General features: G+C 52.7%; 23 protein-coding genes and 1 tRNA gene. 6 read left to right on the top strand and 18 right to left on the bottom strand.

Translation table 11 applies throughout. The features are described from left to right. Window positions 1-9 precede the first annotated feature (9 nt). The 10 genes from LKE88_RS00985 to LKE88_RS00940 all read right to left on the bottom strand — a co-directional run bounded on the left by LKE88_RS00985 (window position 10) and on the right by LKE88_RS00940 (window position 7942). Window positions 10-963 (bottom strand): NAD(P)H-dependent flavin oxidoreductase, encoded by a 954-nt coding sequence (locus LKE88_RS00985; protein WP_105325726.1) that lies wholly within the window; start codon window positions 961-963, stop codon window positions 10-12. Between the two features lie 83 nt (window positions 964-1046). Further along, complete coding sequence (gene acpP, locus LKE88_RS00980; RefSeq protein WP_105325727.1) at window positions 1047-1292, bottom strand: acyl carrier protein; 246 nt, start codon at window positions 1290-1292, stop codon at window positions 1047-1049. Window positions 1293-1332: 40 nt separating this feature from the next. Continuing rightward, a complete protein-coding gene (gene fabG / locus LKE88_RS00975; protein ID WP_105325728.1) occupies window positions 1333-2076 on the bottom strand; it encodes a 3-oxoacyl-[acyl-carrier-protein] reductase in 744 nt (247 codons plus the stop codon). Between the two features lies 1 nt (window position 2077). Beyond that, window positions 2078-3025, bottom strand: coding sequence for an ACP S-malonyltransferase (fabD, locus tag LKE88_RS00970; protein ID WP_105325729.1), 948 nt, complete (start codon window positions 3023-3025; stop codon window positions 2078-2080). Beyond that, window positions 3022-4035, bottom strand: a complete 1014-nt coding sequence (locus LKE88_RS00965; RefSeq protein WP_105325730.1) for a beta-ketoacyl-ACP synthase III — start codon at window positions 4033-4035, stop codon at window positions 3022-3024. Before LKE88_RS00965 ends, fabD begins: the two co-directional genes overlap by 4 nt. A 2-nt stretch (window positions 4036-4037) precedes the next feature. Next, window positions 4038-5054, bottom strand: coding sequence for a phosphate acyltransferase PlsX (gene plsX, locus LKE88_RS00960; RefSeq protein ID WP_105325731.1), 1017 nt, complete (start codon window positions 5052-5054; stop codon window positions 4038-4040). Next, window positions 5038-5628: a transcription factor FapR gene (gene fapR, locus LKE88_RS00955; RefSeq protein ID WP_276802432.1), complete on the bottom strand. Its 591-nt coding sequence runs from the start codon at window positions 5626-5628 to the stop codon at window positions 5038-5040. Before fapR ends, plsX begins: the two co-directional genes overlap by 17 nt. Before the next feature lie 346 nt (window positions 5629-5974). Then, window positions 5975-6154 (bottom strand): 50S ribosomal protein L32, encoded by a 180-nt coding sequence (gene rpmF / locus LKE88_RS00950; RefSeq protein ID WP_105325733.1) that lies wholly within the window; start codon window positions 6152-6154, stop codon window positions 5975-5977. 24 nt (window positions 6155-6178) lie between these two features. Then, on the bottom strand, window positions 6179-6682 hold the full coding sequence (locus LKE88_RS00945; RefSeq protein WP_105325734.1) for a YceD family protein: 504 nt from the start codon (window positions 6680-6682) through the stop codon (window positions 6179-6181). A 66-nt stretch (window positions 6683-6748) separates the two neighbouring features. Beyond that, window positions 6749-7942, bottom strand: a complete 1194-nt coding sequence (locus LKE88_RS00940) for an acetate/propionate family kinase (RefSeq protein ID WP_105325735.1) — start codon at window positions 7940-7942, stop codon at window positions 6749-6751. A 248-nt stretch (window positions 7943-8190) separates the two neighbouring features. On the opposite strand from LKE88_RS00940, the gene LKE88_RS00935 reads away from it, so the two are divergent. Beyond that, window positions 8191-9405, top strand: a complete 1215-nt coding sequence (locus LKE88_RS00935; RefSeq protein ID WP_105325736.1) for a tRNA(Met) cytidine acetate ligase — start codon at window positions 8191-8193, stop codon at window positions 9403-9405. Between the two features lie 61 nt (window positions 9406-9466). On the opposite strand, the gene LKE88_RS00930 is transcribed toward LKE88_RS00935, so the two are convergent. The 3 genes from LKE88_RS00930 to rsmD are packed head-to-tail and all read right to left on the bottom strand — an operon-like array spanning window position 9467 to window position 11161. Then, window positions 9467-10018 (bottom strand): F0F1 ATP synthase subunit B family protein, encoded by a 552-nt coding sequence (locus LKE88_RS00930; protein WP_105325763.1) that lies wholly within the window; start codon window positions 10016-10018, stop codon window positions 9467-9469. Window positions 10019-10057: 39 nt separating this feature from the next. Beyond that, window positions 10058-10543 carry a pantetheine-phosphate adenylyltransferase gene (gene coaD, locus LKE88_RS00925; protein WP_105325737.1) on the bottom strand — a complete coding sequence of 162 codons (486 nt, stop codon included), beginning with the start codon at window positions 10541-10543 and terminating at the stop codon, window positions 10058-10060. Window positions 10544-10597: 54 nt separating this feature from the next. After that, window positions 10598-11161: a 16S rRNA (guanine(966)-N(2))-methyltransferase RsmD gene (gene rsmD, locus LKE88_RS00920; RefSeq protein ID WP_255419929.1), complete on the bottom strand. Its 564-nt coding sequence runs from the start codon at window positions 11159-11161 to the stop codon at window positions 10598-10600. A 184-nt stretch (window positions 11162-11345) separates the two neighbouring features. Between rsmD and LKE88_RS00915 the strand changes: the two genes are divergently transcribed. Together LKE88_RS00915 and LKE88_RS00910 are read left to right on the top strand one after the other, a co-directional pair. Continuing rightward, window positions 11346-12995 (top strand): DUF4127 family protein, encoded by a 1650-nt coding sequence (locus LKE88_RS00915; RefSeq protein ID WP_105325739.1) that lies wholly within the window; start codon window positions 11346-11348, stop codon window positions 12993-12995. Between the two features lie 32 nt (window positions 12996-13027). After that, window positions 13028-13104, top strand: a tRNA-Pro gene (locus LKE88_RS00910). 120 nt (window positions 13105-13224) lie between these two features. Here LKE88_RS00910 and LKE88_RS00905 read toward each other — a convergent pair. Both LKE88_RS00905 and LKE88_RS00900 read right to left on the bottom strand, forming a co-directional pair. Next, window positions 13225-14211 (bottom strand): diaminopimelate dehydrogenase, encoded by a 987-nt coding sequence (locus tag LKE88_RS00905; protein WP_105325740.1) that lies wholly within the window; start codon window positions 14209-14211, stop codon window positions 13225-13227. A gap of 236 nt (window positions 14212-14447) precedes the next feature. Further along, window positions 14448-14993: a glutathione peroxidase gene (locus tag LKE88_RS00900; protein WP_105325741.1), complete on the bottom strand. Its 546-nt coding sequence runs from the start codon at window positions 14991-14993 to the stop codon at window positions 14448-14450. Between the two features lie 202 nt (window positions 14994-15195). Between LKE88_RS00900 and LKE88_RS00895 the strand changes: the two genes are divergently transcribed. From LKE88_RS00895 to LKE88_RS00885, 3 genes are all read left to right on the top strand, one after another. Next, complete coding sequence (locus LKE88_RS00895) at window positions 15196-15654, top strand: MarR family winged helix-turn-helix transcriptional regulator (protein ID WP_105325764.1); 459 nt, start codon at window positions 15196-15198, stop codon at window positions 15652-15654. Window positions 15655-15805: 151 nt separating this feature from the next. Further along, window positions 15806-16567, top strand: coding sequence for a helix-turn-helix domain-containing protein (locus LKE88_RS00890; protein WP_105325742.1), 762 nt, complete (start codon window positions 15806-15808; stop codon window positions 16565-16567). Beyond that, window positions 16564-17481, top strand: coding sequence for an IS3 family transposase (locus tag LKE88_RS00885; RefSeq protein ID WP_105325743.1), 918 nt, complete (start codon window positions 16564-16566; stop codon window positions 17479-17481). Before LKE88_RS00890 ends, LKE88_RS00885 begins: the two co-directional genes overlap by 4 nt. 230 nt (window positions 17482-17711) lie before the next feature. Here the strand turns inward: LKE88_RS00885 and ftsY are convergent, their stop codons facing one another. From ftsY to pyrR, 3 genes are read right to left on the bottom strand one after another with little or no spacing between them, the layout of a single operon-like run. Then, on the bottom strand, window positions 17712-18626 hold the full coding sequence (gene ftsY, locus LKE88_RS00880) for a signal recognition particle-docking protein FtsY (RefSeq protein ID WP_105325744.1): 915 nt from the start codon (window positions 18624-18626) through the stop codon (window positions 17712-17714). After that, the gene (gene smc / locus LKE88_RS00875) at window positions 18623-22183 is read right to left on the bottom strand and encodes a chromosome segregation protein SMC (protein WP_276802425.1); all 3561 of its coding nucleotides are present in this window, start codon (window positions 22181-22183) and stop codon (window positions 18623-18625) included. The genes ftsY and smc overlap by 4 nt, the downstream gene beginning before the upstream one ends. A gap of 14 nt (window positions 22184-22197) precedes the next feature. After that, window positions 22198-22749, bottom strand: coding sequence for a bifunctional pyr operon transcriptional regulator/uracil phosphoribosyltransferase PyrR (pyrR, locus tag LKE88_RS00870; protein ID WP_105325746.1), 552 nt, complete (start codon window positions 22747-22749; stop codon window positions 22198-22200). Between the last annotated feature and the right edge of the window lie 12 nt (window positions 22750-22761).

The following is a 22761-nucleotide window of genomic DNA, read 5'->3' as shown; positions in this document are numbered from 1 at the left end:
GATCACCTCTTATTTAGAATTGTTCAGTTCTTCCCGTAATCTTCTGAAGATCTCGTGGACGGGAAGAATTTCCTTAATTTTCCACATATTTGCACCGGTAAACACCAGGCCTGTTTCCAGATCTCCCTGCTGCGCCCGGGTCAGAGCCTTAATAATGCAGAAACTCCGGGAGCAATGTTTCAGACAGCTGTCACAGCTAAATGGCTTGGTTGGATGACCTTCCAATACCGCCTTGGAGAACGGATTCAATAAGGCTCTGCCTTTAAATCCCACCGGGCTATCTATCTGAACCACATCATCTTTGGTCATTTTCAAATAAAATTGTTTCAGCATGGGCGCACTATTGGATTCTTCACTGGCAGCAAACCGGCTGCCCATCTGAACCCCGCTGGCTCCCATTTGCAGCAATTCTGCCACATCATAGCCATCCACAGCACCACCGGCTGCAATGACGGGAATCTTCACTACCGAAAGGATTTCCGGCAAAATATCTTTAATCGAACGCTGAGTTCCCAGATGGCCACCGGCCTCCGTTCCTTCCACCACTACAGCGGAAGCGCCCAGACGCTCTGCTATTTTCGCTAATTTGGCATAAGAAACTATCGGCACAATAGGAACATCATATTCCTTGCCGACAGAAAACATATCTCTGGAAAAACCAGCCCCAGCCACAATCAAGTCGACTTTTTCCTGGGCTGCAGTCGTTATCAGCCCTTTAAATTCACGGGCGGCAACCATTGCATTGATACCAATCATTCCCTTGCCATTGGATAACTTTCTGGCAAGACGGATTTCTTTACGCAGCTCATCAAAGGGCAGACCAGAAGCAGCGATCAGTCCCACACCGCCCTCATTGGCCACCGAAGCCGCCAACCGCGCCGTGGACAAGCGGATAGCCATACCGCCTTGAACGATAGGCATAGTTGCTACTTTTTCACCAATCTTCAGCACTGGCACTTTCAACAACAATCCCCCATTTCAGATCAAAAAGATCATGGATAAAGCTCGGAAAGTCCCGTAAGGGACCTTCCGAAAATAATGGGATATTATTTTTTGTCTTCTTTATCCAACAGTTCTACTGCGTCTCTTACAGTGCGGATTTTTTCAGCAACTTCATCAGGGATTTCAGTGTTGAATTCTTCCTCAAAAGCCATGATCAATTCCACAATGTCCAGAGAATCAGCTCCCAAGTCATCAATAAAAGTAGAATCCATCTTTACGTCTTCAGGAGCTACGCTCAGCTGATCAACCGTAATAGCCTTTACTTTTTCAAAAGTACTTTGTTCGCTCATTCCTATTCACCTCCTTCCAGCTCTCTAACACATAATCATACTACATTACCATGCCACCGTCCACGTTTAAAACCTGGCCGGTTATATAAGCAGCTTCATCAGATACTAGAAATAAAACTGCGTTGGCAACATCTTGAGGCTCTCCTGCCCGTCCCAGAGGGATGGTGCAAGCCATTTCAGCTTTTTGCTCATCAGTGAGCACGCTGGTCATATCGGTTGCGATAAAGCCGGGAGCCACCGCATTCACGGTGATATTCCGGGAGGCCACTTCCTTGGCCAGGGACTTGGTAAAACCGATAACACCGGCTTTGGCAGAAGCATAGTTTGCCTGCCCTGCATTGCCCATTTCCCCAACTACAGAAGCCATATTTACAATACGGCCGCCTTTTTGCTTCATCATGGTTCTCAGTACTGCTTTGGAACAGTTGAACACACCCTTCAGGTTGGTGTTCATCACATCGTCCCAGTCGGCTTCCTTCATTCTCATGAGAAGGCCGTCCCGGGTAATCCCTGCGTTGTTCACCAGGATGTCCAGTCTGCCCAGTTCCTTTACCACACGGCCAACGATATCCGCAACCCCGTTGGTATCGGCAACACTGCCTTGTACCAGCAGCGCCTTGCGGCCCAGCTTTTCAATGGCAGCGGCTACTTCTTCAGCAGCAGCGGTGTTCCCAGCATAGTTGATGGCCACATCTGCGCCATGTTCTGCCAGGGTCAGGGCGATGGCACGGCCAATGCCCCGGGAGCCGCCTGTTACCAAAGCTACTTTGCCAGCTAAATTCATTTTATCTGACCTCCTTTAAATAAGCAAGAGTTTTTTCCAAACTAGCCAGGTCTTCTACGTTCTGGCCGCTAAAGGAGCGATCAATTTTCTTCACAAAGCCCGTCAGGACTTTGCCCGGGCCCACTTCGATAAAGGTGGTAACCCCAGCCTGGATCATGTAGCGTACGCTGTCTTCCCACAGTACCGGGCTGGCAGCCTGCTTAACCAGGATTTTGCGGATTTCGTCGCCTTTTTGTTCCGGCTGGGCCGTTACGTTGGCAATCACCGGAATCTTGGCGTCGGCAATTTTCACCTGGTCCAGCACTTCTGCCAAACGGTCGGCAGCAGGCTGCATCAGGGTGCTGTGGAAAGGTGCGCTGACCGGCAGGACAATGGCGCGCTTGGCACCAGCTGCCTTCAGGGCTTCCGAGGCTTCCCGCACTGCATCCGTGGCACCGGCGATAACTACCTGGCCCGGGCAGTTGAAGTTTACAGGCTGTACAGCAAGACCCGTACGGTCCTGTACTTCCTTGCAGATTTCCTTAATCTTTTCCGTATCCAGGGCAATAATGGCAGCCATGGCGCCTTGGCCCACAGGAACAGCTTCCTGCATGAATTGGCCTCTCTTGCGTACAACCCGTACGGCATCGGCAAATTTCAGGGAACCAGCAGCCACCAGAGCGGAATATTCACCCAAGCTGTGGCCGGCAGCCACGTCCGGGAATACTTCGTGTTCTTCCAGCACCTTCAGGGCAGCCACACTGCAAGTCAGAATGGCCGGCTGGGTGTTGTAGGTCAGCCGCAGCTGTTCTTCCGGGCCCTTAAAGCACAGGTCCGTCATGGAAAAGCCCAGGGCTTCGTCCGCTTCCTTGAAAACGTCCTTGACGCAGGCGTAATTGTCGTACAGTTCCTTCATCATGCCCACGGTCTGGGAACCCTGACCCGGGAATACAAAAGCAATCTTACTCATCCTTTAGCCTCCTCGTCCTTTTGCCATTTTACCACCAGCGAACCGTAGGTCAAGCCGGCCCCAAAGCCCACCATCACTACATTGTCGCCCTTATGGATGCGTCCCTGATCCCGTGCTTCACACAGTGCAATGGGAATGGAGGCACCGGAGGTGTTGGCGTATTTATCCAAATCAACCATAATTTTTTCTTCAGGCAGGTGCAGCCGTTTGGCAGCGGAAGCAATGATCCGCACATTGGCCTGATGGGGTACCAGCAAATCGATATCCCCCTTGGTCATGCCGGCCTTTTCCAGGGCCTTCAGGGTACTGTGCCCCATGACCTTTACGGCAAACTTAAAGACCTCGGACCCCACCATATGGATGGAGTGTTCCTTGTTGGCCACCGTTTCGTAGCTGGCAGGTTTCCGGGAACCGCCAGCAGGCATGTTCAGAAAATCTCCCCCAGCCCCGTTGGCGCCCAGGTCCACGGACAAAATCCCGTAGCCGTCTTCCACCTGGCCCAGTACTGCCGCACCGGCCCCATCACCAAAGATGATGCAGGTGTTGCGGTCTTCCCAGTTGAGAATCCGAGACAGGGTTTCTGCCCCTACCACCAGGACCTTCTTGTACAGCCCGGAGGCGATGGTCTGGCTGGCGATGCCGCAGGCATACACAAAACCGGAGCAGCCGGCCGCCAGGTCAAAGGCAGCCGCATGGGTGGCGTGAAGCTTGTCCTGCAAAATGCAGGCCACTGAAGGGAATTTCATATCCGGAGATTCGGTGCCTACCACAATCAGGTCCAGCTCCTCTGCCGCAACGCCGGCATCTTCCAGCGCCCGCTGGGCAGCAATCAGGGCCAAATCAGAGGTCGCCTGTTCCGGTGCTGCAATATGCCGCTCCCGGATACCCGTTCTCTCCACAATCCAGTCGTTGCTGGTGTCCACCATTTTTTCCAAATCAAAGTTGGTCAGTACTTTTTCAGGCACATAATAGCCCATGCCTAAAAAGCCAACACTGGGTTTATTGCTCATATTTACAGTTCACCACTTTCTTCGTCCTGCATAATGGTCTGACGAATATGCCCTACCACATCTTTCTCCGTCAGTTCCATGGCCACCCGCACTGCATTTTTGATGGCCTTGGCCTTGGAGCTGCCGTGGCAGATGATAAAGGGGGCACGGACACCCAGGAGCAGAGCACCGCCGTATTCCGAAGCATCCATCTGCTTCATCATGCTGTAAAGCGCCGGTTTCATCATCAGGGCTCCCAGCTTGGCCAGCACGCTGCTGCGCTTCAGGGTATTCTTGAAAATATCCACAATGGCAGAGCCCAGGCCTTCCATGGTCTTTAATACCACGTTGCCCACAAACCCGTCACAAACCACTACGTCTACGGAACCCTTGTTGATGTCCCGTCCTTCTACATTGCCAATAAAATTGATATGCGGGTCCGCTTTCATCAAAGGGTAGGTGGCCAGGCACTGCTCGTTGCCCTTGGTCTCCTCTTCCCCAATGTTTAGCAGCCCTACCCGGGGATTGGGAAGGCCCAGCTGCAGTTCTGCGTACACAGAACCCATTACAGCACTTTTCACCAGGTTTTCCGGCTTGGCGTCCACCATGGCGCCGGAGTCAACCAGAACCGTAGCCCCGGTAATGCTGGGAATCACCGTAGCAATGGCCGGACGGTCAATGCCTTTGATCCGGCCCAGGCCAAACAGGGCAGAAGCCACTGCAGCCCCGGTACTGCCGGAGGAAACCAGTGCGTCACATTCCCCTTCCTTCAGGAGGCGGGTTGCCACCACAATGGAAGCGTCCTTCTTTTTCTTCACGCTGATGCCGGGATGATCTTTCATCTCGATAACTTGGCTGGCGTGATGAATGGTAATCTTAGGATTCTTTTCCTGATGCTCCTGCATCAGTGCCTGGCGGATGGTTTCTTCATCTCCTACCAGTACTACCTCGCAGCCATATTCGTTGACAGCCTGAAGTACACCCTTGATAATTTCCTGAGGGCCATAGTCAGTACCCATTACATCAACTGCGATTTTCATCTTCTTGGTTCCTCTTTTCCGGAATGGCAACAATCAGAAATTTAGCCCGGAACACTTCCTTATGGTTGTTTCTGATTTTCACCCAAATCGTATATTTATCTTCCTGCTTCCGAACCACTTCGGCCCGGGCCACCAGAATGGCACCCGTATACACAGGAATCTTGTATTTCACATTTGCCACACCGGTCAACGCTGCCGGTGCGTCAATTACTGCCAAGGCCAGGGAATTGGCCTGGGCAAACATGTATTGCCCTCTTGCTACGCCTGTTTTCTCCAGAACCATCTCTTTGTCCACGGTCATCATGGAAATACCGCTGTGACCGATGTCCAGGTCAATCAGTTCGCCTACAATATCGGCACTGGTGATGGCCTGCAATTTTTCCTGGGCGTTTTCCGCCATGTGACGGGTCCGTTCCCGAAGTTCGGGAATCCCCAGGGCCAACCGATCCAGTCGGATGGTTTGGATACTGACTTGAAAGGTTTCGGCCAGATGCTCGTCGGTCAAGAAAGGATTCTTGTCCAAAAGCTGCCGAAGCCTCTGTTGGCGTGCCTTCTTCTGTGCTGCAGAACCCATTCTATCACCTACTTTTAGTACCTAGTCATAACACTAGAGCCTATTATACCAAAGAACGGGCAAAATACAATAGCTCGCACAAAAAACCTACAATAATTTACAGCTTCTTCATAGATTTTGCAGCATCCCTCCCCACTTGTCAGAAAGGTTAGGCCCGCCAGAAGAAATTCCGGCAGACAGCCAGGGATATTTTGCCTAAGCCAAATATCTCCAGCATCTATTATAATGCAAAACTTCGAAAGAAGAAACCTTATCCCTTTAGAAAGCACGCAGCGGCATTCACTGCAAAAAAAGAACGCCGCCCCATAGAGCGACGTTCATTTTTTCAGGTCTCCCGCAGGATTCCTTATTCAGCTTCTTTCACTACTTCCTTACCATCGTAATAGCCACATTCAGGGCAAACATGGTGAGGGCGCTTCAGCTCATGGCATTGAGGGCATTCAACCAAGCCAGGAGCAGCCAGTTTCCAATTAGCGCGACGGGAATCGCGGCGAGCTTTCGACATTTTTCTCTTTGGTACTGCCATTATCGTACACCTCCTAAACTCAACCTATTTCTCTAACAATGCCTCAAGAGCCTGCAGCCTGGGATCGATGGACCGAGTATCACAATGACATTCCGTCACGTTGCGATCCGCTCCACAGACAGGGCAAATCCCTTTGCAGTCCGGTTTGCACAGCATTCTGGCAGGTATGGCCAGCAGCAGGGACTCCCTTAAAGCATCTGTAACATCAACCACATCAAACTTATAGGTAAAGGCATCCTCTTCCAGCCCCGGGGTTCCTTCCGGATAGTACCGTTCGTCCACCTTGGCGGTGAGGTCCAGTACCACATCCTTCAGGCAGCGGGCACAGGTTCCCCGCACCGTGAAGTTCTCCGTGGCCGTCAGCAGCAGCACATCGCCGCCGTTGGCCAGGGTACCTTCTATGGTAATGGGACCTTGCAGTTCCGCATCTTCCGGCAGGATATTTAACTCTTTGCCGGTCAGGGTATACTGAAAAGATTCAGACCCTACGAGTTTCTTTTTGATTTCTGCTACATTGATTTTGATCATATTATCAACCGTTACATTATATCTAGGCTTTCACCCTTTGTCAAGCAAAAGCCCGAAAACATTTTCTTATTTGCAGAGTCTATTGGTATCCCGAGCGATAACCAATTCTTCGTTGGTGGGGATCAGAAATACCTTTACCTTGGAATCAGCAGCGCTGATTTCGGTGTCTTTGCCGCGTACATTGTTGCGGTCAGCATCAATCTTCACGCCCAGGAATTCCAGGCCAGCGCATACTTTGGCACGGGTGGTGATGTCGTTTTCGCCTACACCAGCAGTGAAGACGATGGCATCAACGCCGCCCATAGCAGCAGCATAAGCGCCGATGTAGCGTTTTACCTGATAGCAGAACATATCCAGGGCCAGTTGGGCCTTATCGTTGCCTTTGGCAGCAGCATCTTCAAGGTCACGGAAGTCGCTGGAAACGCCGGATACACCCAAAACGCCGCATTCCTTGTTCATGTATTTGTCCATGGCAGCAGCATCCAGGCCTTTTTTGCTCATCAGAATGGGCACTACAGCAGGATCGATGGAACCAGTACGGGTACCCATCAGAACGCCGTCCAGCGGAGTGAAGCCCATGGAAGTATCCACGGATTTGCCGCCGTCTACAGCGGTGATGCTGGAGCCGTTGCCCAGATGGCAGGTGATGATTTTGGTATCGGCAATGTCCTTGCCCAGCATTTCAGCAGCCCGAGCAGCTACGAATCTGTGGGAAGTACCATGGAAACCGTATTTACGGATGCCGTACTTTTCGTATTCTTCGTATTTAACGCCGAACATATAAGCCACAGGAGGCATGGTTTGATGGAAAGCCGTATCAAATACAGCCACTTGCGGGGTGTTGGGCATCAGTTTTTGGCAGGCACGGATACCAGCTACGTTAGGCGGCTGATGCAGAGGTGCCATATCGCTCAGGCCTTCAATCTTGGCCAGTACTTCGTCGTTAATGACAACGGATTCGCTGAAGATTTCGCCGCCATGTACCACTCTGTGGCCCACAGCATCGATTTCGTCCATGGATTTGATAACGCCATGGTTGGGATCAACCAGAGCAGCCAGTACTTTTTTGATACCGTCTACATGATCGGGGATCTCGCTTTCCAGTCTTACTTTGTCCTTACCGGCAGGCGTATGCGTCAAAACAGAGCCTTCAATACCGATACGTTCAACCAAACCTTTAGCAATGACAGATTCATCATTCATATCAATCAGCTGATATTTGATGGAAGAGCTGCCGCAGTTAACAACAAAAATCTTCATTCCCTTGCCTCCTGATCAACTACTGAGTTTTCAAGCAGTATTACGCATTTTCTATAATACCTAACTATTTTAGCAAAGTTAGCCCAGAATGTCTAGAAAAGAATTGTTTCCGGGCTGAATTCAGTCTCTTTTCCCCGGCCTCCGCCCTTGCGTGCCGCCCCTCCTGCCGCTACAATAGAAAGGAATACAAGGCAGGGGCAAAAAGTGATTTTCGCCCCGGGCCCAAACTTTTCTTTAAGGAGGCCCCTATGAACCCAGCTGCCGTCATCGGCATTATCGCAGAATATAACCCCTTCCACAAGGGGCATCAATACCAGCTTTCCCAGGTCCGGCAAAAATTTCCTGACGCACCTGTCATCGCCGTTAGCAGCGGCAGCCTGACCCAGCGGGGTGAGGCTCCTATTTGGGACAAATGGAAACGGACCCGGCTGGCCCTTTTGGGCGGCGTGGACCTGGTGCTGGAGCTGCCAGTGGTCTACAGCCTCCAAAGCGCCCGGGAATTTGCCCGGGGTGCCGTTGCCTGCCTTCAGGCTACAGGCGTAGTCACCCACCTGTCCTTTGGCTGTGAGACTCCGAATTTGGCCCTCTTGGAGCGCCTGGCCAAGGAACAGCCGGCCAAGGTACAGTGGGAAGCTGCCCTTTCCCAGGGACTATCCTATGCCAAGGCGGCGGAGCAGGTCTACGGTAGGCTGAATCCCCGCTACCCCGCCCTGCTCCAGGGCTCCAACAACCTTTTGGCCCTGGAATACCTGCGGGCAATTGGCAGCCTGGCACCCCAGCTTCAGCCCCTGCCCGTCCTGCGCCAGGGCAGCGCCTACGGCAGCACCACCCTGGAGGATACCCTGGCCAGCGCCTCCGCCCTGCGCAAAGCGCTGAAACGTGACGGGTTAACCCCAAGGGCCGCCCAGCAATTTCCCGAGGCCGAACTGCCCTGGATCAGGACCTGGTTAGCCCAGGGGCTTTGCGGTCTGCCGGAAGACCGCCTGTCCCTGCTGCTCTCCTACACCCTGGAATGCTCCTCCCCAGCGGCCATCCGCACGGCCTGCCTTACCAGCGAGGGCCTGGAAGACCTGGTGTACAAGCACCGCCGGGCCGGCTCCTTTACTGCCCTGGTAGAAGCGTGCGCCACCCGGCGCTACTCCCCTTCCCGGATTCGCCGGCTGCTGTGGCAGCTGCTGCTCTCCCAGCCAGACTGTACTTTTAGCCAGGGCGCCAACGCTGCTCCCACCTACCTGCGGGTATTGGGCTTTAGCCCCAGGGGCCAGGAGCTGCTTCGCCAGCTCAAGCAGAAGGCCCAGCTGCCCCTGGTGCTCCAGGTAAACAAAAACACCCTGGCAAAGGCCCCTTCCGCCGCCTTTGCCGCCCAGCTTGCCCTGGACCTTAGGGCCGCCAACCTGTACCAGCTGCTGCAAACAGGCACGATCACGGACCTGGACTACCGCCTGCCGCCAGTGCGCCTGTAGCTGCCAATTTTACCCATAAAAATAAGGACTGGGGATTTTCCTCAGTCCTTTGTTTTACCTATTATTTTCTGTCAGTACCGGATTCAATCCGATGATCTTCCGGATAGGAGGCCTTCAGGGCATCTCCATTTTCCTGAACAGCTTTCAGGGTCTTGTTCAGGTTTTCTTCCAGGTAGCTGAAGACATCTACCGCATACTGCATGGATTCACTATGCAGCTTATTGGCATAAGCTTCCGCAGCAGCCCGCATATCGTGGTCATACTGCTGGCCTTCAGCCAGAATCTGGTTGGCCTTGTTTTCCGCAGCTTTTACCACTTCTTCCTGGCGTACCAGGCGGTCAGCTTCAGCCTTGGCCAAATCCACAATCCGGTTGCCTTCGGCATGAGCCTGTTCCACAATGTGGTCCGCTTCCGTACGGGATTTTTCGATAATGCTCTTTTGTTCTTCCAGCAGGTCGTGGGCTCTCTTGATTTCCTGAGGTACAGCAGCCCGCAGCTTATCCATTACCATGGTAAGTTCATTTTCGTTGACAATCAATCTGCTGGTTAAGGGAATCCGAAATCCCTCTTGCAGAATACTTTCCATTTCGTCCAAGATTTTGTCTAATTCCATGACCATCTATCCCTTCCCTTAATGTAATAGAGAAAATCATTAGCGAGCTTTTCCGCGCTGCATGACTTCATTTTGAATACATTCCGGTACAAAACCGGTGATGTTGCCGCCGAAATACACCATTTCCCGCACCCCTGAAGAACTGAGATACGAATATTTCGCGTTGGTCATAATAAAGACCGTTTCCAAATTCTTATCGATTTCCTTCATCAGCAGGGCGCGCTGGAATTCGTACTCAAAATCAGTGAATGCCCGCAAGCCACGTACAATAAACTTGGCCCCTTCCTGTTCGCAGAACTCGTTCAAAAGCCCTGAAAAACTGGTAACCCGGATATTCGGGATGTGGGCGGTCGCTTTCTCGATCATGGCTACCCGCTCTTCCATGGAAAACATGGCTTTGTCCTTGGCGGGGTTGACGAATACGCTGACAATCAGCTCGTCAAACATTTTGCTGGCTCGTTCAAAAATATCCAAATGGCCCATGGTAACCGGGTCAAAACTACCCGGACAAACGGCTTTCCGCACGTTAAACCTCCAATAGCAGCAAGATTTGCTAAATCTCATTATAACAAAAACAGCTTACGATTTCCACCTAATTAAAGATATTTTCGTGTCTCCGTACTTTTCTGTTCGGATTTCTGTCCCTTCCTCCACATATTGGGCTGGATCCTCTTCCAGGGAATGTTCCAACACCAAAAGGCCGCCGGGTTTCAGCACCGGACGCTTTAGCAGTGCCTTGTACACCAGCTCGTTAAGGCCCTTGTTGTAGGGCGGGTCCGAAAAAATCAGGTCAAACTGCTGGTGTTCCTGCTCCAATATAGCCAGGCCATTGACGGCGTCCGTATGAATCAGCCGCACCGCCTCCTGGGCCCGGGCCTTTTCCACATTGGCCTTCACCAGTTTCAGGCTCTCCCGGCTCTTGTCAAAATACACCACACTGGCTGCACCCCGGCTCCAGGCTTCCAGGCCCAGATTGCCGGTTCCCGCAAAGGCATCCAGCACCACTGCTCCAGGAAGCCGGGACTGGATAATGCTAAACAGGGCTTCCTTTACCCTATCGGAAGTGGGGCGTACCAGATAATTTTTGGGAGTAACCAGTTTCAGGCCCCTGGCCTTGCCGGTAATAATGCGCATCTGCGCCACTTCCTTTCGTGAGATATCAAATCAATTATAAACTGTACCCGTTCCTGGTGCAAGAAAAAACCTGGGTGTACACAAATTGTGCGGAATTTTTTGCACCCCTCCCCCCGTTTTCCCGGGGAAGTGTAGTCATTTTCTGGCACTTACGATATAATGATACCATTCTATAAGAAAAGGAGCCTTCCCCGTGAAACGAAAACCCCTGCTTGCCCTGGCAGTGCTTTGCACCGCAGCCGGCCTTCTGCTCCACGGCCGCCTTGCGCCCCGGGGGGAGAACTATACACCGCCGCCCGTACCAGCTACAGCCCATTGGGCCCTGCTGCCCATTGACAACCGGCCGCCCTGCCGGGACTTTACCGTGGAACTGGGTGCCCTGGCAGGGATTTCCGTTACCGCACCTCCGGACAATATCATGGACTGGTACGAAAAGCCGGCCAATATTCCTGCCCTGAAAACCTGGCTGGAAGCCCAGCTGCCCCAGCAGCAGGGAGCTATCATTTCCACGGACCTGATCCTGTTCGGCGGTCTTCTCCACTCCCGGATTCACCAGGTAGATGAAGAAAAGGCCGGGGAACTGTTCACCTACCTGTCCGATTTAAAAGAAACCTATCCGGACAAGCAGTACTACCTGTACAGCATCATCCCCCGGCTGCTGATCAGCGACCATGTGCTCCCTGACCGGTGGTACCAGTGGCATCTCATGACCTGGACCATCAACATGGACAAAAAGCTCCAGGGCCTGCCCTATGACCATGCCCTGTACGAAGAAGTCAAGGCCCTGATTCCCATGGATTTGAAGTGGAAATACATTACCCTGTACCAGAACAACGACCGGCTGAACCAGGAACTGATCCAGTTCGTTACAGAAGAAAACCTCACGGACCTGGTCATCGGTCAGGACGACGCCCAGCCCTACGGCCTGCCCAACCATAACCGGCACAACGCTACAGCCTACCTCAAGGAATACGACGAACATCCCCCCATCTATACCTCCCAGGGAGCCGATGAGCTGGGGGCCCTGGCCATTTCTCGGATCTACACCCGCAGCAATCACTGGCAGCCCAAAATCAAGGTAATGTACGGCACCCCCGAAATGCGGGACTACACCCTCCACTTTGTGCCCCAGACCCTGGGCCAGATTGCTTCGGACAAGATTCAGCTGGCAGGCGGCGTGGAAACGGATTCCCTGGACCAGGCGGATTTTGTGCTGTTCATCCACTGCGGCAGCGAAAAGAAGGAAAACTACACCCAAATTGCTGAGAATATCAAACTGCTCATGACCCAAAAACCCGTAGCCCTGGTGGACCTGTCCACCCGCTTTGCAGCCGGGGACTGCATCCTGCCCCACCTGGCGGCCAATGGCACGCCCCTGCCCCAGCTGCTGTCCTATTCCGGCTGGAATACGGCTTCCAATTCCATTGGCACCGCCGCAGCCCAGGGCACCATTGTCACCGGCCAGGCAAAGCGCCTGCCCAAGGACCAGCTGCCCGGCCTGTACAGCGCCAACTTCCGCTTCAACTACGCCCGGTTCCTGGACGACTGGGCCTACCAGAAGCTGATTCGCCCCCACATGGCCGAGCTCCAGGACCTTAACGGAGTAAATCCCCAGGACGCCGACCCCTACGCCCGGCAGACCCTGTTCTACATTGCCCGGGAACTGGGCATCTACAACAAGCTGCTGCTGTGGTACTGCCGGAAATATCCCTACTACCAGGACGGAACCGACGCCTACTACCTGCAAAACGCGGACTTTACCGTAGGCCTCCCCTGGGAGAGGCCCTTTGAAATCCGCTTAAAAATTTATCAAGATTTTGGCAAATACCAATTGACAAATTAAGGAATAGCCTTTATAATCTATTAATGTGTTGTCGGGGCGTAGCGCAGTTTGGTAGCGCGCCTGGTTCGGGACTAGGAGGCCGCAGGTTCGAATCCTGTCGCCCCGACCATCTTAAAAAATAAGACAGTAACTTCGGTTGCTGTCTTTTTTGTTTGCCCTGAATCTCCTATAAAGCAACGAAAAAAATCCGGCTCTCCCAAAGGAAAGCCGGATTTTCTTTTTCGTTGCTTTACAGCATCTTGGCCCGCAGTTCTTCGCCGCTGAGAGGGCTCAAATAAGCAGGAGCAATATCGAATACAGTCTTGCAGCCCGTTGCCCCTTCCTTGGCCAGCCGTGCCAGGGCTCTTACATAGGCAATCACTGCATGAGCGGTGAATTCCGGGTTGGAATCCAAGGTCAGCCGGTATTCGATCACGTGGTTGTTTTCCTTGTTCACGCCAGTTTTGCCGGAACGGAATACGAAACCGCCATGGGCAAAGCCCTGGTGATTTTTGTTGAATTCTTCTTCCGAGATGAAGTGTACCGTAGTATCGTAATCGGAGAAGTAGTTGGGCATGGTTTTGATTTCCTCTTCCACCTTGGCAGCATCAGCGCCTTCTTCCAGCACCACGAAGCATTCCCGGGTATGTTTCTGCCGGGTGGTCAGTTCCGGATTCTTGCCGGCTCTTACCGCTTCCAGGGCTGCCTCCACAGGAATGGTGTATTGTTTGCCGTTCTTTACCCCTTTAATCCGGCGAATGGCATCAGAGTGGCCTTGGGATACGCCCTTGCCCCAGAAGGTATAATCCTTGCCGTCCGGCAGCAGTACGTTGCCATACAACCGTGCCAGGGAAAACAGGCCCGGATCCCAGCCTACAGAAATCATAGCCACCTTGCCGGCAGCCTTGGCAGCTGCATCTACTGCAGCAAAATGCTGAGGAATATGGGCATGGGTGTCAAAGGTATCGATGACATTAAACAAGGAAGCGTATTTAGGAGTTTGTACAGGCAGATCGGTAGCAGAACCACCGGCCAGGACCAGCACGTCGATTTTGTCCGTCCATTGGGCAATGTCGTTAACAGAAACTACAGGCACCCCTGCCGTAGCAATTTTCACCTGAGCCGGGTCACGCCGGGTAAATACCGCAGCCAGCTTTACATCCGGGTTATCCAAGAGAGCTGTTTCCACCCCTCTGCCAATATTACCATAACCTAAAATACCGATTTGCACTGTCATATGATCAACCTTCCTTTTGTATAATCTAGTGAACACGTTTTGCATTATACACGTATTGCGTTTATTTGTAAATATTTTAAACCGATTGTAACGCAAATAATACTGTATACTTTTTAAAAGATACGAAGTACTTAAAATACTGTATACAGTGTACGCTCAGGGTATCCTACCCTGCTCCCTTCCAGACAAAAAAGACTGCATCCCAGGCGTACCCCAGAATGCAGTCTTCGCAACGTTTACAGCAATTTTTCGATATCGGCAGCGATGGCAGAAGGAACCGTGGTGGGTTCATACCGTTCCACCACATTGCCGCTGCGGTCAATCAGGAACTTGGTGAAGTTCCATTTGATGCCGTCCCCTTCCAGGTAGGACGGGAAGTGGTTCTTCAGGGCATCCACCAGGCCGGCAGCCACAGGATGGCTCATATCAAAGCCCTTGAAGCCCTTTTGCTGGGTCAGGTACTTGAACAGCGGCTGGGCATTTTCGCCCCGCACATCGCCTTTGGCAAAAATCTTGAAGGTAACCCCGTAGTTTACCCGGCAGAAATGTTCAATTTCATCATTGGTGCCAGGATCCTGTTCGGCAAACTGGTTGCAGGGAAAGCCCAGGATTTCCAAGCCCTTGTCCTGATACTTCTTGTACAGTTCTTCCAGTTCCTTAAATTGGGGCGTAAAACCGCATTTGCTGGCAGTGTTCACAATCAGCAGCACCTTGCCCTGGTAATCCTTCAAAGAAACGTCTTCACCTTTTTTATTTTTAACAACAAAATCATATACGTTCATTACAAATCCTCCTTACAGGTTCCGGCAGCTGCGCACCGCAGCTCCGCTTTTTGTTTGGCTGACTTTCTGCTAATCACTTTCTGTCTTTATTATAACGTGTTATTTAATTTTGTCAAATACTATTTTTTAAAATTTAATTTGACGTGATAAATTTTATCCGTTACAATAATTCTAAACAACGAAAGGATGCAAGGTGATTGCCATGACCTCAGAAAACGAATACGCCGGCCTGCTGCTGCAAAACCAGCTGTGCTTCCCCCTCTACGCCGCAGCCCGAAAAATTGTGGCGGCCTACCATCCCCTGCTCAAAGCCCTGGACCTGACCTACGCCCAGTACGTGACGCTGATGGTCCTGTGGGAAGAAAAGGAGATTTCCATGCACCAGCTGGGAAAACGCCTGTACCTGGATTCCGGTACTCTGACCCCAGTGTTAAAAAAGCTGGAGGCCGCCGGTTATATCCGCCGCTATCGGGACCCCCAGGACGAACGGAACCTTATTGCCGCCCTTACGGACCAGGGCCTGGCGCTCCGGGACAAGGCCAAAACCATTCCCCACGCCATGACCTGCAAATTGAACCAAAAGGGAACCCTCTTTTCCCCGGAGGAAATGGCCCAACTGAAAAAAGAACTCTATGCCCTGATTGCTGCCCTGGATTCCTAAGTTGACCGGCAGCAAAAAAGGGGCTGTGAAAAAATGGCTTGCGAACTAGTTTGAGTTCGCAAGCCATTTTTATTGTTCGTTTTAGCCGTATCCAAACCTCAAAACTTTCTCCGAGGCCCTGCGGTCCCCACCTCCTTCACGCTGGTATGCTATGAATAAAGTAGACTGGCATATAGTTAAACCTCCTGGATTCGTTGAAAGGAGAGTATGTAAAATGTCTATATCGAAAGTCAGTGCAGAGGATAAATTAAAGGCTGTCAAAGCTGTTCTTGCTCATGAAGAATCACCAATGGTTTCTGCAAAAAGGTTAGGGGTTCACTGGAAAGCAGTACAGTATTGGGTAGATGAATATATAGGAAATGGTCCTGAGGTATTTAACAAAAGACAGGTTAAAAGTTATTCTGCTGATCTTAAGATCCAATGCGTAGAGGAATATCTTAAGGGCGAAACGACTATGTCCCAGCTGGTACAAAAATACGGATTAAAAAGTTCTCGTCAAATCAGAGACTGGTTAAAGAAGTATAATAGTCATGAGGAACTAAAAAGTTCGGGTACTGGAGGTGCCAAGATCATGACTAAAGCTAGACAAACGACCTTTGACGAGCGCGTTGAAATCGTAAAATACTGCATTGAAAACGGGAATGCTTACCATGAAACCGCTGAAAAGTTTAAGGTTTCCTACCAGCAAGTCAGAAATTACGTCTTAAAATATAATAAGTACAATACCGAAGGACTCATAGATGGGCGCGGACACAGGAAGCCAGTAGAAGTCCCTGAAGAAGCCCCTACAGAATATGAGTGTATGAAAGCTGAACTCAAACTGGCTAATGCAAAACTCAAAGCCAAGGATATGGAGATTGATTTCCTAAAAAAACTCGATATTGTGGAAAGGAGGCGGGATTCACACAAATAAGATATGGAGCCATTTATGAAGCCATTAAAGAACTGCACGCTGAAAAGAATTACCCTATTCTTGGCCTGTGCAAATTGGGAAAAGTGTCCCGGGCCGGCTACTACAAATGGCTTCATAGAGAGCCTTCAGCACGCGAAATTGACGACAAGGAAATTGCTAAAAGAATAGAAGAGATATACAAGGCTGACCCAGCTAAAGGGTACAGACGAATAGCTGATGACTTACGAGCCCCAAATAAGAAGATCTATCCTGACACGAAACCAATAGCAATTGGTGACGGTCGCGTTCTTCATCTTTGTCGAGTGATAAATATAAAGTCTACGATTAAATATGCCCCTAAGGGCTGCACCCAGCGTGCAATAGATCCTGCATACATTGCAGAAAATATCTTGAATAGGGAATTTAAAGCCGATGCCCCTAACCAGAAATGGTGTACTGACGTCTCAGAATTTCACTACTATGAGGGGGTAGTTGTGCATAAGGTATATCTGAGCGCGATTATTGACCTGTATGACAGACGAATTGTTTCCTATGTGATAAGCAACCGGAACGATAAAAATTTGGTATTCAATACCTTCAATAAGGCATTGTTGAAAAACCCTGGCGCGCATCCCCTGTTTCACTCTGACCGGGGATTCCAATACACCTGCAGGGATTTCCGCAAGATGATTCTAGATGCTGGTATGACGCAGAGTATGTCACGGATAGGAAAATGCATTGATAATGGCCCGATGGAAGGCTTCTGGGGCATGCTGAAAAGAGAACGGTACTATACTCGTGACTTCGACAGCCGTAAAGCTTTGGTAACGATGATTAATAACTACATGGAGTATTACAACAGTAGCCGTTTGCAGCGGAATTTGGGCCGTTTGACCCCTATGCAAAAACATAATAGCTACCAAATGGCGGCGTAGAGGTTTATATTATTAGGAACTGTCTACTTGACGGGGAGCACACCACGCTTGAAGGAGGCATACTAGGCCACTACTGGTCAGCTTATGTCTGAACTATAGTGCAAATATTGTTAAACACTGGGAACCTGATGGGTCTGAACGGCCCCTTCAAGCGTGAAGGGGCTGTCATCCTATAGGGATGAATGAGGAAGTTTTATTTTTTCACAGCCCCTTTTGATTTTTTCGCTTTATTATTCTCTGCTGAACAGGGCATCCACAAACTGCTGGGGATCAAAGGGACGGAAGTCCATCATACCTTCCCCAATCCCAATCCATTTCACGTCCAGCCCCAGTTCTTCCTTGATGGCGATAACCACGCCGCCTTTGGCCGTGCCGTCCAGTTTGGTCAGCACCACCCCGGTCACATGGGCCGTCTCCAGGAAAATCTTGGCCTGGGAAATGGCATTCTGCCCGGTGGTGGCATCCAGCACCAGCAGGGTTTCGTGGGGACCGTCCGGGACTTCCTTCCGGATTACCCGGTAAATCTTGTCCAGTTCCTTCATCAGGTTGGTCTTGTTGTGAAGCCGGCCAGCGGTATCCACAAACAGTACGTCGGCTTTCCGGGCAATGGCCGCCTGAAGGCCGTCGTACACCACCGCAGCCGGGTCCGCCCCGTCACCATGGGCGATTACATCCACCTGGGCCCGTTTGCCCCAGATTTGGAGCTGCTCGGTAGCCCCGGCCCGGAAAGTATCCGCTGCTGCCAGCATAACCTTATACCCCATAAGCCGGTAATAATTGCCCAGTTTGCCAATGGTGGTGGTCTTCCCCACCCCATTGACGCCAACTACCAGCACAATGGACGGATGGCCGGAAAAATGCATCCGGGGACCCGTGGTCTTTAGCATATTGGCAATATAGTTTTTCAAGAACGGCAGCGCTTCCGCCGGGGATTTGATTTCCCGGGTAGCCGCAGCCTTCCGCAAGGCAGCCATGATTTTTTCCGTAGTCTTGACCCCTACGTCCCCGGCCACCAGAATCATTTCCATTTCATCCATAAAATCGTCGTCCAGCTCCACGCTGACGCCGATTAGGTCTTCCATCCGATCCGTAAAATTCTTACGGGTCTTGCTCAAGCCATCTTTCAGTTGTTCTACAAAACTCATGCTTCCGCCACCTCCGACAACTTCACCGACAGGATCCGGGAAATACCGGACTGTTCCATGGTTACCCCATGGAGTACGTCCGCCGCCTCCATCGTCCCCTTCCGGTGGGTTATCACGATAAATTGGGTTTTCTCCCCGTACTCCCGCAGAAAACGGGCGAACCGGGAAATATTGGTTTCATCCAGGGGCGCATCAATTTCATCTAAGATGACAAAGGGCGCCGGCTGGTATTTTAACAGGGCAAACAAGAGGGCAATAACGGTCAGGGCCCGTTCCCCGCCGGAGAAAAGGGATAAGTTCCGCATTTTCTTTCCCGGGGGCTGCACCTCAATATCAATGCCTGATTCCAGTATATGATTTTCGTCCAAAATACGCAACCGGGCTTTTCCGCCCCCAAACAGCTGCTCATAGCATTCTGCAAAATAGCTGTTGATTTTGGCGAAGGCTTCCCTAAAACGCCGGGCCATATCGGAGTTGATGCTGGCAATAACGGTTTCCAGCTGCTCCTTGGCAGCGGTCATATCCTCGTACTGCCGGTTCAGGAAATCATACCGTTCCTTGGCCGTTTGGTACTCATCCTCCGCCGTCAGGTTCACCGCACCCATGGCCTCCAGGTCCCCGGACAGCTGGTTCTCCTGCCGGTGCAGGTCCCCGGTTTCCACGTCCTTGAGGCTCTTGTTCCGGGCCTCTTCCTCCGTCACCTGGTAGGTTTCCTGGAGCTGCTGAAGGCAATGACTCTGCTCCGTAGCCTTCCGGACCTGCTCCATTTCCACGCTGCGGATTTTCTGCCGGACGCCTTCTTCCTGGCCGGCCAGTTTGGCCAGCTTTTCCTCAGTACCGGTCTTTTCCTGGGCCAGGGCTTCCCGCTCCGTCAGGAACTGGGCCTTGGCGTCTTCGGTGCCCGTCAGCGTTGCCTTGAGAGCTTCTGCCTGGGCTGCCAGCTTCTGGCAGGCCGCTTCGCTGTCCTTCTGGCTCTGCACCTGTTTCGCCTGCTGGGCTTCGTTGTCCGACAGCTCCTGCTGGGTCTTTTCCTCGTAGCTGTCCATGGTCTGGATCCGCTGGTTCAGGGCTTCCAGCTGGGTCTTTAGGCCGCTGGCCTCCACCAGGGCATCCTGGTACCGGCCGCTGGCCTGCTCCAGGTCCTGCCGCTGCTTGCCCAGCTGGGCCTCCAGTTCCTGGGACTCACTCTTTTCACGGGCATCCGCCTGTTCCATAGCCGCTACCTGGGGCTCCAGCTGCTTGCGCTGCTCCACCAGCTTCAGAAACTCTGCCGTCTGGCTGCGTTTTTCTTCCCGCAGCAGTTCCAGAGCTTCCTGCTTTTCCTGCCGCTCCTTTTGCTTCTGCTCCGCCTGGGTTTCCAGGCCCGCCCGGCGCACCGCCAGTTTCTGGAGCTCCGCCAGGCAATCGTCTTGGGCTTGTCGCTGCTCCTTCCCCTTTTGGGTAATAGCGTCCAGTTCCTTTTCCTGCTGCTGCAGCAGCTTCTCCAGTCCCTGGACTTCTTCCGTCAGATGGACGATTTCCTGCCGTCTGGCCAAAAAGCTCTTTCCCTGCTGCTTCTGGCCGCCGCTCATGGACCCACCGGCGCTGATTACGTCCCCGTCCAGGGTCACAATCCGCACCCGCATATCTGCCTTCCGGGCAGCTGCCAATGCATCGTCCAGGTTTTCTGCCACCAGCACCGTTCCCAAAAGGAACTGCACCGCCGGCCGCAGCTTTTCGTCACAGGTTACCAGGTCCGCAGCGACCCCCACAATACCCTTGGCCTGCGCGGCTTCCTTTTCCTTCCCATAAAGGGACCGGGGCCGGATGGTGTCCAGCGGCAGGAACGTAGCCCGGCCGCCCTGCTGCCGTTTCAGGTAGCCAATGGCATCTCGGGCCGATTGGGCGTCCTGGGTAATGATATTCTGCAAAGCGCCTCCCAGGGCTGTTTCCAGCGCCGTTACGTACTGGTCTTCCACGTGGAACAGCTCCGCCGTTACCCCGTATACCTGGGCCCGCCAGGGAGCCTTGGCCCCCAGCACGGTCTTAACCCCTTTGCTGAACCCCTCGTGCTCCCGTTCCATATTGGACAGCACCTGAAGCCGGGCTTTTTTCTGGTTCAGGCTCCGGCGGTTGGCCTCCACCAGCTCGTGTTCCTTCCGGTAGTCCTCCGCCGCAGCCAGCAGTTCTTCTTCCAGGGTCTTTTTCTGCTTTTCCAGACTGGTGAGCCGGTCCGCCAGCCCCTGGAGTTCCTCCTGGGCTGCCTGGGCTGCCTGCTGGGCTTCGGCCACCTGGGCTTCCCCCGCCGCAAGCTTTTCCTTGCTTTGTTCCTGCTGCCGGTGGAGCCGGTCCTGCTCCTGGCAGATTCCCGTCAGCGTGTTCCGGGCCATCACCAGTTCCCGCATACTGTCAAACGCCTTGTCCTGGTACGTCTTGATCTTATCCTGGGCGTCCTGGACCTCTTGGCTGAGCCGATTCTTTTCTTCCCCAGCAACAGCCAGCTTTTTCTGGGCCCGGGCCTCCGCCCCTTCCAGCCGGTCGTACTCCTCCGTTACCGTCAAAAGGTTCCGCTGGCTGATTTCCAGCTCGCCTTCCAGCCTGCTTTTGGCCTTGGCCAGCTGTTCCAGGCGGTTTTTCCCCTGTTCCAGCCGCTCCTGGTACACCGCCAGTTGACGGCCGTAGGAAGCAATTTCCCGCTCCTTGGCCAGGATTTCTTCCTGATACTGGGAATAGGCGTCTTCCTTTTCCTGGATCTTCTGGTTCAGTTCCTGGAGCTCCGTCTTCACCTGTTTCTGCTGGGCCTGGAGGGAGAGCAGTTCCTGCTCCCTGGCCGCACAAAGCTCCGTCAGCTGGGCCTTTTCCTGGTCAATTTTTTCCAGGGTCCGAAACAGCAAAGTCAGCCGCACCAGCTTTAACTGGGCGGCCTTTTCCTTATAGGCATGGGCCTTGGCTGCCGCCTCTCCTAACGGTTCCAGCTGTCCCTGGATCTCCGTCCGGATGTCCCGAATGCGCAGCAAATTGGCCCCGGTTTCTTCCAGCTTCCGCAGGGCCTCCTTCTTCCGCATCCGGTACTTGGCAATCCCGGCCGCTTCCTCAAATATGGAACGCCGGTCCTCAGGACGGCTGTTTAAGATTTCATCAATCTTGTTCTGGCCGATAATGGACATGGAACCCCGTCCCAGTCCCGTATCAGCCAAAAGGGCCAGCACGTCCTTCAGGCGGCAGTTCTTTTTGTTGATAAAATATTCACTTTCACCGCTGCGGTACACCCGGCGGCACAAGCTCACCTGGTCAAAGTCCAAAGGCAGCTCGTGGTCCGAATTGTCAAACAGCAGGGTGACTTCTGCCATGCCCATGGCCCGGCGAACCGAGCTGCCGGCAAAAATCACGTCCTCCATTTTGGTGCCCCGCAGGTACTTGATGCTCTGTTCCCCCATGACCCAGCGGATGGCATCGGAAATATTGCTCTTGCCGCTGCCGTTGGGCCCTACAATGGCGGTAATCCCCGGCTCAAAGTCCAGGCTCACCCGATCCGCAAAGGACTTGAACCCATGGGCCTCAAATGATTTTAAACGCACGGTACCGTTCCTTCTTACGCCTGAATATCGGACAGCGATACTTCATCTTCGCCGTCGATTTCTGCCAGGGTCACGTCCACCGTTTCGCTGGTGCTGGTAGGCACGTTCTTGCCTACGTAGTCCGCCCGGATGGGCAGCTCCCGATGACCCCGGTCCACCAAAACCGCCAGCTGAATGGCTTTGGGACGGCCCATATCAATCAGGGCGTCCAGGGCGCAGCGGATGGTACGGCCGGTAAACAGCACATCATCCACCAAAATCACCGTCTTGCCGTTGATGTCAAAGTCCAGTTCCGTTTCCTTTACAATGGGGTTATAGGCCAGGGTGGACAGGTCGTCCCGGTACAGGGTAATGTCCAGGGAACCCACAGGTACCTTTACGCCTTCAATTTCTGCCACCTGCTCCGCCAGGCGCTGGGCCAGGGGCACGCCCCGGGTCCGGATACCTACCAGGACCACATTTTCAACACCCTTGTTCTTTTCCACGATTTCGTGGGAAATCCGCACCAGGGAGCGGCGGATGGCATCTGCATCCAAAATGGTTTTTTTCTTGACGGAAGTACTCATGTTGTTCTCCTC

Source organism: Acidaminococcus hominis (assembly GCF_022484025.1).
Lineage (GTDB): Bacteria > Bacillota > Negativicutes > Acidaminococcales > Acidaminococcaceae > Acidaminococcus > Acidaminococcus hominis.
The sequence above is the reverse complement of the archived record's forward strand: the minus strand, read 5'-3'. Positions and strand labels throughout refer to the sequence as shown.